Source organism: Streptomyces sp. NPDC001156 (genome assembly GCF_053598275.1).
In genome coordinates this window covers 66,108-76,504 of sequence record NZ_JBSFJX010000030.1, presented here as the reverse complement: position 1 = coordinate 76,504, position 10,397 = coordinate 66,108, and the positions used below count along the sequence as shown (strand labels likewise).

Annotated in this window: 4 protein-coding genes, 1 tRNA gene, 1 other RNA gene and 1 pseudogene; 6 read left to right on the top strand and 1 reads right to left on the bottom strand. The window is 70.9% G+C overall.

Annotated features, from left to right (window positions below; translation table 11 throughout):
* Positions 1-496 precede the first annotated feature (496 nt).
* Both ACWDA7_RS17590 and ACWDA7_RS17585 read left to right on the top strand, forming a co-directional pair.
* Complete coding sequence (locus ACWDA7_RS17590; RefSeq protein WP_450605184.1) at positions 497-1,891, top strand: hypothetical protein; 1,395 nt, start codon at positions 497-499, stop codon at positions 1,889-1,891.
* A 619-nt stretch (positions 1,892-2,510) separates the two neighbouring features.
* Positions 2,511-3,339, top strand: a pseudogene (locus ACWDA7_RS17585) (tyrosine-type recombinase/integrase); the annotation flags it as partial.
* A 92-nt stretch (positions 3,340-3,431) separates the two neighbouring features.
* Here the strand turns inward: ACWDA7_RS17585 and ACWDA7_RS17580 are convergent.
* Positions 3,432-3,516, bottom strand: a tRNA-Ser gene (locus ACWDA7_RS17580).
* 73 nt (positions 3,517-3,589) lie between these two features.
* On the opposite strand from ACWDA7_RS17580, the gene ffs reads away from it, so the two are divergent.
* The 4 genes from ffs to ACWDA7_RS17560 all read left to right on the top strand — a co-directional run bounded on the left by ffs (position 3,590) and on the right by ACWDA7_RS17560 (position 10,046).
* Positions 3,590-3,686: signal recognition particle sRNA small type (gene ffs / locus ACWDA7_RS17575), an RNA gene on the top strand.
* A gap of 97 nt (positions 3,687-3,783) precedes the next feature.
* On the top strand, positions 3,784-6,039 hold the full coding sequence (locus tag ACWDA7_RS17570) for a DNA polymerase III subunit gamma and tau (protein WP_450605183.1): 2,256 nt from the start codon (positions 3,784-3,786) through the stop codon (positions 6,037-6,039).
* A gap of 135 nt (positions 6,040-6,174) precedes the next feature.
* Entirely contained in the window at positions 6,175-7,431 is a 1,257-nt protein-coding gene (gene purD, locus ACWDA7_RS17565; RefSeq protein WP_450605182.1) for a phosphoribosylamine--glycine ligase, read from the top strand.
* Between the two features lie 431 nt (positions 7,432-7,862).
* Entirely contained in the window at positions 7,863-10,046 is a 2,184-nt protein-coding gene (locus tag ACWDA7_RS17560; protein ID WP_450605181.1) for a hypothetical protein, read from the top strand.
* The last annotated feature ends 351 nt before the right edge of the window (positions 10,047-10,397 follow it).

Here is a 10,397-nt window from a genome sequence, read left to right as displayed (position 1 = left end):
ACCTGGTGCTGCGGCGTCGCAAGGCCTCCCGGGGCTGACATCAGCAGGGCATGACGGTGCCCCCGTGCTCGTCCGGGCGACGCGTACGGGGGCACACGGTTGCCGGCCTCGGTTGGCGTCTTCTTACCCTTGGTCTGGCGGGCCCGTTCTTCGTCCCTGGTCGGAGGACCGCGCACCTCAACTGACGTGCGGCCGGAGGTTCGTTGTTGGTCGTCGTCTGTCGTCGTTGGTACTGCTCGGAGGGCCCAGAGAGGGCCCGGCCAATGGCCCCCGTTTGGTCCCCGGCGGCCGGTAGTTCGCTGGTCCGGAGGGGGTGCGCGAGTTCAGCCGTCCTCGCCGAGGACAAGCAGGCGTAACACCGCCGCGTACCGGGAGCTCGAGGCTACGAACTCAACCCATGCGCAGCCCGGTTGGAACACGCTCTATGATCCGCTTCGCGCCCGTAAACCCGTGCTCATCAGGCACCGTACTCGGGCATCTTTCGGGAGGGATTCACTTGAGCAAGCCCTTGGGGGCACGATTGAGTGCTGCCCTTGCTTCTCTAGGAGTTTTTGCTCTGGCGCTGGTCGCCGCATCGCCCGCCGTCGCGGCGAGCGGGACGCCCACGACGCCCACCGAGCTATTCAACGAGTACCAGAGCTGCTCGACCGACGCGAGCAAGCCCACATATCTCTGGGCCAGCAGCGGCTTGGACGTCGAGGGCATACCTGGGGACACCGACGCCGCTGACAACGCCTTCGTCACCGAGGAGTTCCGGGTCTGGCCGGTCAGCGACCCGACCCAGACAACAGTGGTCTCCCGCAACTACGCCACCCTCGGATTCGAGGCGACGGCCACCCTGCCGGCCGCTGCCTTCGCCGACGGGCAGACCTACGCCTGGCAGGCCCAGACGGCGGCTGGAGGCACGGCCTCGGACTGGTCGGCTCCGTGCTACGTCACCGTCGACAACACCCGTCCGTCGAACACGCCGACCGTCTCCTCGCCGAACTACCCGCAGGGCGAGTTCAACCAGGGTGGAGCGCCGGTTCAGTTCACCTTCGGTGCCAACGGTGTCAGCGACGTCGCTGGCTTCGAGTACTCCTGGCAGCCAGACCTCCCCGTCGCCGGCATCGCGAACATCGGCAGTTACGGGATTCCGCAGTTCGTGGACCCGTACTCAGACCCGAAACACTTCGCGCGAGCCGACACCCTCGGCGGTTCCGCCACGGTGAGCCTGGTCCCACCGACCGGCTCGGGCCCGATGACCCTGTGGGTGGCGACCCTGGACCGGGCCTACAACAGGTCCGCGGTGACAAGCTACACGTTCTTCGTCAAGTCGACGGCGCCCACGGTCACCTCGCTCGTCCCATCGCCGCAATTCGACAAACCGACGCCGTTCAAGCTCAAGCCCAACCCCGGCGTGCAAGCGGTGAGCCCCGTCGTCAGCTACTCCGTGGAGACCTTCGGTGACCAGGGCCAGCAGACCACCGAGGTCAAGGCGTCGTCGAACGGCACCGCTGAGGTGACGCTCCCGTTGAACAACCCGTATGGAACGTTCTTCCTCGTGTCCAGTAAGAGCGCGGATGGCTGGTCCAGCGACGCGTACTGGTGGAGCACCGGGTACGTCGACACCACGCCCACCGTGAGCTCGAACGTCTACGCCGAGAACGGGACGAGTGGTGGTGTGGGCGTCCCCGGCACCTTCACCCTCACGCCGAAGGTGAAGGGCGTCGCGAGCTACACCTACTCCTTCAACTGGGGCCCGAGCGCCACGGTCAAGGCCGGCGGCCAGGGCGCGGCCCAGATCGACTGGACGCCGCGCGAGAGTGGCTTCTGCGACCTGGAGGTCTACGCAACCACCAAGGACGGGATCCAACTAGCGCCCTACGACTACTACTTCTTCGTCGATTGACGACTAGGTCAAACGAGATGGCCTCTGATCAATGCACCTGGTCAGGGGCCTTCATCTGCGGTCGGCGTGGGATTTGAACCCACGGTGGCTCGCTCCAGGACGGTTTTCAAGAGCTCGTGGCCATCGGAATCGATTCAGCCTATGACCTGCGTCAACGCCTGGCAGAAGACAGATTGTCCTTGTCCTGGCCCACACATGGCCCACACCACGTCGCCAGGGCGATGGCTGGACCGCAGCGACCGTCCAATTTTCAGGCCGTGTCCTGGCGGCGAGCGGGCCGATCACACGGGTCGCGCGACAGCGGGGTTGGCCATGGATGTGCGCTGCTGTTGGCGCACGAGTTGGCGTACGCCAACGGCTCACGAGACGGTAAGGCAGCCAGCCCTTGTCGCACCCCGACTCGCGGCCTTTATCGTGCGGATGACCTCACCGTCGGCCCAGGTTACGACCCTCTGATCCGTAGGCGCACGCAGCACCATCACAAACCGCTCGCTGCTCGGATCTGTCGGCTCGTCCACCGATTACGGGCGAGCCACCGTGCGCGGTTGTACGCCTCTGTTGATGTCACCTACTGATGTCACGCAACCGGTCCTGAAAATACGGCTTCGCTCATGAAGCCAAGATGCAGCGCGAGGGCAGCAAGGCCGGGACGGCCCATCATGCGCACCGCACCGTGCGTGTGGCGCTCGCCGAAGCCAGGCGGCGCGGGCATGTCTCCCGGAACGTCGCCGAGATCGCCCGGGCTCCTCGACTCGAGGAGGAAGAGCTGCACTCCATCGAGGAGGTGCAGAGCCTGCTCCTGGAGGCATCCAAGCTCCGTAACAGCGCGCGGTGGGTTGTGGCCCTCGCACTCGAGCTCCGTCAGAGGGAAGCACTTGCGCTCCAGTGCGAGGACGTGGACCTGGACGCCGGGTACCTCCGCATCCGGGGAATCGGCTCCGGCCCAGGTACCAGCACGGTTGTGGCGACGAGTCGTGCGGCAGGAAACCTGGCTACTGCCCGAAGCGCGAGCAGATCCGGCGCGAGCACAAGAGCACGAAGTCACGCTCCGGCCGCCGCACGATCGGCCTGCCTGAACCCGCTGATCAAGCTGCTCCGCAAGCATCAGAGAGCAGGACCAACAGCGAGCGGAGGCCGGAGCCGACTGGGAGAACAAGGGCTATGTCTTCGCCTTACCCACCGGCGGACCTCTGAGCCCGAACACCGACTACCACGTGTGGAAGCGGCTGCTTCACGACGCGGGCGTGGGGGACGGGCGCCTTCATGACGCTCGCCACACGGCGGCCACCGTGCTCCTCCTGCTCGGTGTCCCGGATGTGATCGTGGACGCGATCATGGGCTGGGAGCCGGGCGGCGCCGCGCGGATGCGGGCTCGCTGTACGCACGTGACCGGTCCCATGCTCCGGAAGGTCGCGGACCAGGTTGCCGAGAAGCTGTGGGGCTCGCCCGGGTCGAATGTGAGACCAAAAATGAGACCACGACATGACGAAGGCCCCGACCGGTCAGGTCGGGGCCTTTCGTTCGCCCTGGTGGGCGGCTGCGGAGGATACGAGATTCGAACTCGTGAGGGGTTGCCCCCAACACGCTTTCCAAGCGTGCGCCCTAGGCCTCTAGGCGAATCCTCCGCCGGAAACATTACATGACGCCGGGGAGTGCTAGCGAACTCGTTCGGGCCCCCTGCGATCAGGTAGGCTTGGGCTCAGCCCCTCACGCGGCGCTATCTGACTGAACTCCCCCAGGGCCGGAAGGCAGCAAGGGTAGGTTGGCTCTGGCGGGTGCGTGGGGGGTCCTCTGCGTCATGGGGAAGTACGCCGGCGCGGGCCCCCGGCGGAGCGGTCGGAGGAGCGGCGCGGGCAGCCGCTTTGTCACTGGGCGCCTATAACCTCGTATGCGTGTCGTCTCTCGCGCTGTACCGCCGCTATCGCCCGGAGTCCTTCGCCGAGGTCATCGGGCAGGAGCATGTCACCGACCCGTTGCAGCAGGCGCTTCGGAACAACCGGGTCAATCACGCGTACCTGTTCAGCGGGCCGCGAGGCTGCGGGAAGACGACCAGCGCCCGGATCCTGGCCCGATGCCTGAACTGCGAGAAGGGTCCGACCCCGACGCCGTGCGGCGAGTGCCAGTCCTGCCGCGACCTGGCAAGGAACGGTCCGGGGTCGATCGACGTCATCGAGATCGACGCCGCGTCGCACGGTGGTGTGGACGACGCCCGTGACCTTCGCGAGAAGGCCTTCTTCGGGCCTGCGAGCAGTCGTTACAAGATCTACATCATCGACGAGGCCCACATGGTCACGTCGGCCGGCTTCAACGCGCTCCTCAAGGTCGTCGAGGAGCCGCCCGAGCACCTCAAGTTCATCTTCGCGACCACCGAACCCGAGAAGGTCATCGGGACCATCCGGTCGCGCACCCATCACTATCCCTTCCGGCTCGTTCCGCCGGGGACGCTGCGGGACTACCTCGCCGAGGTGTGCCGGAAGGAGGACATCCCCGTCGAGGACGGGGTCCTGCCGCTCGTCGTGCGCGCGGGTGCCGGGTCCGTGCGTGACTCCATGTCCGTCATGGACCAGCTGCTGGCAGGTGCGGGCGCCGACGGTGTGACGTATGCCATGGCCACCTCGCTGCTCGGATACACCGAGGGGTCGCTCCTCGACTCCGTCGTGGAGGCCTTCGCGTCCGGGGACGGGGCCGCCGCCTTCGAGGTCGTGGACCGGGTCATCGAGGGGGGCAACGACCCACGGCGGTTCGTCGCCGATCTGCTGGAGCGGCTGCGGGACCTGGTGATCCTGGCCGCCGTGCCCGACGCCACCGAGAAGGGGCTCATCGACGCCCCGGCCGACGTACTGGAGCGCATGCAGGCCCAGGCGGGCGTCTTCGGCCCGGCGGAGCTCAGCCGCGCCGCCGACCTCGTCAATGAGGGACTGACCGAGATGCGCGGGGCTACCTCGCCCCGGCTGCAGCTCGAGTTGATCTGCGCCCGGGTACTGCTGCCCGCCGCGTACGGCGACGATCGGTCCGTCATGGCGCGACTGGACCGTCTGGAGCGGGGCGTCAACTTCTCCGGCTTTGGCGGGGCGCCCGCCATGGGATACGTGCCTGGGCCCGAGGTGCACGGTGGGATGGCCGGGGGGCCGGTGCCGCAGGGTGCGGCACCCGCTACGCCCGGCGGCCCGGCGGCCGCCCGTGCCGCGGTACGAGCCGGTGGGACCGGGCCTGCCCCGACTCCAGGTGTACAGAACGCCGGAGGGCCGGGCTCTCAGGACGGCGGCGCGATGCCGGTGTCCGGACCGCCGCCCGCGCCCCAGGAGACCGCGTCCTCCGCGCCACCCGCCCCCGTGGCCGCTCAGCCGCAGCCTTCCGCCCCTTCCGCCCCCTCTGCACCCAACGCTCCCGGTGCGTGGCCGACCGCCGCGCCCGCAGGTGGCGGGCGACGACCCGGCGGCTGGCCCACGGCGGCCTCCGCGGGCGGGGGGCAGCCCGCCGCCGCGTCCGCGCTGCCGGCCGCCTCCGCCGCAGGTGCTCCGGCAGCCGCCGCGGCGTCGGCTGCCGCACCGGCGTCCGGCGGGCTCGACCCGCGCATGCTCTGGCCGAACGTTCTGGAGGCGGTGAAGAACCGCCGACGCTTCACCTGGATCCTGCTGAGCCAGAACGCCCAGGTGGCCGGCTTCGACGGGACGACACTGCAACTCGGCTTCGTGAACGCGGGCGCCCGGGACAACTTCCTCAGCAGCGGCAGCGAGGACGTTCTGAGGCAGTGTCTGGCCGAGCAGTTCAACGTGCAGTGGAAGATCGAGGCGATCGTCGACCCCTCGGGCGGTTCGGCACCGCCGGCCGTCGCGAGCGGCGGCGGTTTCCAGGCCGGGGGAGGCGGTGGCTACGGCGGTGGCGCCCCCGCCGCAGTGCGTCCCGCGCCTCACCAGTCCGCTCCGGCGGCGCGTCCGGCGGCACCGGCTACCCCCGCCGCGCCTCCCTCGCCGGCCCCCGCCCCGGCTCCGTCCGCGCCGGCCGCCCCCGAGCGGCGCGTGGTGGCCCCCGAGGACGACATGCCGGAGGACGACGACCCCGACCTCGAGGAGTCGGCCCTCTCGGGCCACGAACTGATCGTCCGGGAACTGGGGGCCACGGTGATGGAGGAGTTCTCGAACGAGTAATGCCCGGAACGGGTATGTGGTGACGGATGGACCCGTCGGGCCGCGTGACGCCTTGGAGGAAACGACAACCCCGTGCCCCGTCCTCCTTCGGCGGCCCCCACAAAGCCACCCGTCCCCGCCGGTTAGGCTGACCCCGTGAAGGTCCTCGTCATCGGTAGCGGCGCCCGCGAACACGCCCTGTGCCGTTCCCTCTCCCTCGACCCCGACGTCACCGGGCTGCACTGCGCCCCGGGCAACGCCGGCATCGCCGAGGTGGCCCAGTTGCACCAGGTCGATGCCCTCGACGGAGGCGCCGTGGTGGCGCTGGCCGCCGAGCTCGGCGTCGGGCTGGTCGTCATCGGTCCGGAGGCGCCGCTCGTGGCGGGTGTCGCCGACGCGGTGCGCGAGGCGGGCATCCCCGTCTTCGGCCCCTCCAAGGAGGCGGCGCAGCTGGAGGGCTCCAAGGCCTTCGCCAAGGACGTGATGGCGGCCGCAGGCGTACCCACCGCGCGGTCCTACGTCTGTACGGACGCCGACGAGGTCGAGGAGGCGCTCGACGCCTTCGGTGCCCCGTACGTCGTGAAGGACGACGGCCTCGCGGCCGGTAAGGGCGTCGTCGTCACCGCCGACCTGGACGCCGCGAAGGAGCACGCGGCCCACTGCGAGCGGGTCGTCATCGAGGAGTTCCTCGACGGCCCCGAGGTGTCCCTGTTCGCCGTCACCGACGGTGAGACGGTCGTCCCGCTCCAGCCCGCCCAGGACTTCAAGCGCGCCCTGGACAACGACGAGGGACCCAACACCGGCGGCATGGGCGCGTACTCGCCGCTCCCCTGGGCCGACCCGAAGCTGGTCGAAGAGGTCGTGCAGACCGTTCTGCAGCCGACCGTCGACGAGATGCGCCACCGCGGCACTCCCTTCTCCGGCCTGCTGTACGCGGGTCTTGCGATCACCTCGCGCGGAGTGCGGGTCATCGAGTTCAACGCCCGTTTCGGCGACCCGGAGACTCAGGTCGTGCTCGCCCGGCTGAAGACACCGCTCGCGGGCGTGCTGCTGGCCGCGGCGAACGGCAGGCTCGCCGACATCGAGCCCCTGCGCTGGAGCGAGGACGCGGCTGTCACCGTGGTCGTGGCCTCTCAGAACTACCCGGCCACCCCGCGCACCGGCGACCCGATCACCGGGCTCGCGGAGGTCGCGGCCCAGGACGCCCCGCACGCGTACGTCCTGCACGCCGGCACCAGGCTCGAGGAGGACGCGGTGGTGAGCGCGGGCGGCCGCGTGCTGTCGGTCACGGCGACCGGCGCCGACCTCGCCGAGGCGCGCCGCCGGGCCTACACGGCGGTGGACCGTATTGGACTCGAGGGCTCCCAGCACCGCACGGACATCGCGGCGAAGGCAGCGGAGCAGCAGAGCTGACGCCGGGCCCTGATTCGGCCCGGCGATGAACCCTGAGGGCCCCGAATCCGTCTGAGGATGCGGGGCCCTCGGCGTGCAGGGGAAGGGATCCGGACCTGTGTCGGGCCCGATGCCCAGTGCTGCGCGACGGTGTGCAATTCGGGGCCTGGTCCTTGCCCTGCGTCATCCAGCTTTCCCCAAAGCCATTCCATCGAGTGAGCGGTGACCCATCCGGCTGACGAGGGACGGAGCCCCAACTAGGGTGCGGCGCAAGCGTTCCGGCACTTGGCCCACCGGCATTGCGATGTCAGTGACGGGTGCCACAGTGGGGGAGTGAGCAACGCACGGGCATCCGGCGACGGTCTCTGTGACGGGGACCCTCGCGGCGCATGGCGCGTGGATCAGAGGCGGGACGCGGCACAGAGGTGGGACAGAGGGGGTGACGTCCGGTCGTGACCGGGATGGGTGTGGAGGTGGGCGCGCAGGCTGCGCGCTCTCGGGCCCTTGCCGTGCTGCGGATCCGCAGCAGGGCGCTGGCCGTCGCTCTGCTGCCCGCCGCCGTGGCCGTCGTGCTCCTGGCCGGTCGCTCCACCGGCCACATCACCGGTGCGCACTGGGGGATCGTGCGCTGGATCGTCATCGGCATCGCCGTGGCGACCCTACTCGCTGCCGCGGGTATCGCCCTGGTCGTCGCCCGCGCCCGCCCGGCCGTGAGCCCGACGGTCCCGATCACGGAGGCCGCGGCCCCCGACCTGTACCGGATGGTTCGCGACCTGGCCGACCGCCTCGACGTCCCCGCCCCGTCCGCGATAGCGCTCACTCCGGACTGCGACAGCTGGCTCGAGGACCGCACCCACCCCGCCCATGGCCCTCCGGCGCGGCCGGGGGACGACATATCCGGCGTCCGAGGCATACGTGGTCTGGCGGCCCCTCGACACCAGCGGGTCCCGACCGCGCCCGTGCTCGTCATCGGCTCACCGTTCCTGTGGTGGATGCGGGTCGGCGAACTGCGCGCGGTGCTCGCCCCGGTCGTCGCCGGTACGGGGCCGTCGGCGCACCCGGACATAGCTGCGGCGCGACGCTTCGTCCGAGGGCTGGACGCCGCCGTGGCCGTGACCTCCACCCCGGAGCGCGGCCGGCTCGTCCGCGTGGTGCTCGGCGGGGTCGGCTGGGTGGCCCGGCTGTTGCTGCGGAGCTGCCGGGGACATGCGGAGGAGATGGAGCGGGGGGTGGCGGCGGCCGCGGCAGAGCGTGCACAGGCCGTGGACTACGGTCTGCGGATCGTCGCCCAGGAGCAGGTGGGTCTCGCCTACGCCGGCTGGGACCGGCTGCTGACCCGGGTCGCGCTGCCGGCCTGGCGGATGGGCCGCTGGCCGTCCCGTCTGGACGCGGGGGTGGTGGCGGCGCTCACGGAGCTCTCACGCCGGGACCGGCTGGCCGAGGGGTTCGCCTCCCGGCTGGGCGAGAGGCCGGCCTGCGACCTGCTGGAGGAGCCCGGAGCGGTGGACGAGGCCGCGTCGCTGCTGGCGGCCCGCCTCTTCCACGGAGGCCCGGCGGCGCCGGGCCCTGGCTGGGCCCCCGTGGGCTGGCAGGAGTACCCGGACGAGGTCGTGGACCGCAAGTGGCGCACGGACGCGGCCCGCCTTCACCGCGTTCTCGACGCCCTGGGCGTCCGCCACACCGTGCACCCGGCCGCGCCCCGCGCGGACGGCCCCACGCTGGAGCGGGTGCTGGAGTACCTGACGGTCCAGGACGGCGCATGTCGTGCAGCCGCGGCGACGGACGAGAGCGGAAGCGCCGAGAGCGAAAGCGCTGTCATGGACGCCGCGCCCACCGGCGGTGCCCCCGCCGGAGAGTCCCTCCGGGACGGCGGGGAGCCACCCGCCGACGAGGGCGGCGGCACGCGTCGGGAGGCCGCCATCGGCTCCGGTGCGCCCCGTGTCGAGGGTGCCCCGGCCGAAGAGATCCTCCGGGACGGCGACGAGCAGGTTGCCGACGGCGGCAGGGGTCCGCGCCGGGCGGCGGCCTCCGCCGACTCCGCTGTCCACGCGCCCCGCGTTGAGAGCGCCACCGGCGAGAATGTCCTCGACGACGGCGAAGGGCCGGTTCCGCACGATCAGAGCGGGCCGAGCGCAGAGGCCACTGCCGACTGTGTCGCGGAAGCCTCAGTCAACGCACCCCTCACCGGCACACCCGTCACCGACGAGGAGGACGGTGTGGTCGGCAGCGTGCGGACCGCCGCCCTCGTCGCCGGGCTCAGCGCCGCGATGGCACGGGAGGAGGCGGTCCCCGAGGCGGCACCGGGCGGTGGTGGCACTGGGCAGCCCACAGGGCCGGACCGTACGTTGTGGGACGACGCGTTGCTCCCGCTGTTCCCGCTCCAGCCACCCCGCACCGGTCGCGAACTCCTTGTCGACCACGTCACCGCGATGGTCTGCTGCGCCGCGATGGACACCGCCGGCGCGGCACCGGGGCTCGACTGGCTGGACGGCCCGTCCCTGCTGGTCAGGGGTGAGCGGGCGGCCGATCTGACCCCCCGGGTCCTCACTCTCGTCCGGGAGGGCGACCCGGTTCCTCTCCGTGCCTGGCTCCTTCACCTGGGCATACGCCCCGAGAAGCCGGTCCGGTTGGTCTGAGGGCCCGGACGGCCCGGACCCCGCGATACCCGACGGGGGGCAGCACCGGGGCCCACAGCCCGCCACTCGCCACCCGCCACCCCAGGCCTCGTACGACCGCTCGTCCTGTGGCGCTCAACCCGCCACCACCACGTCGCGGCAAGCGCCGGCGCAGCGACCATTCCCCCGCAATCAGCCCTCCCTCCCCCTTCCCTCAGCCCCTGCAAACCCCGCCGTCCCATGCCCCACGAGGCCGCTCCCCACCTTCGTCCCACCTACCGCCGCCCGTCCCTCACCCCTTCCCACCTGCGGAGACACCTCCCGTCACGTACCGGCAACCCCGACCCATGGCCGGAGAATCCCATTCCGTTC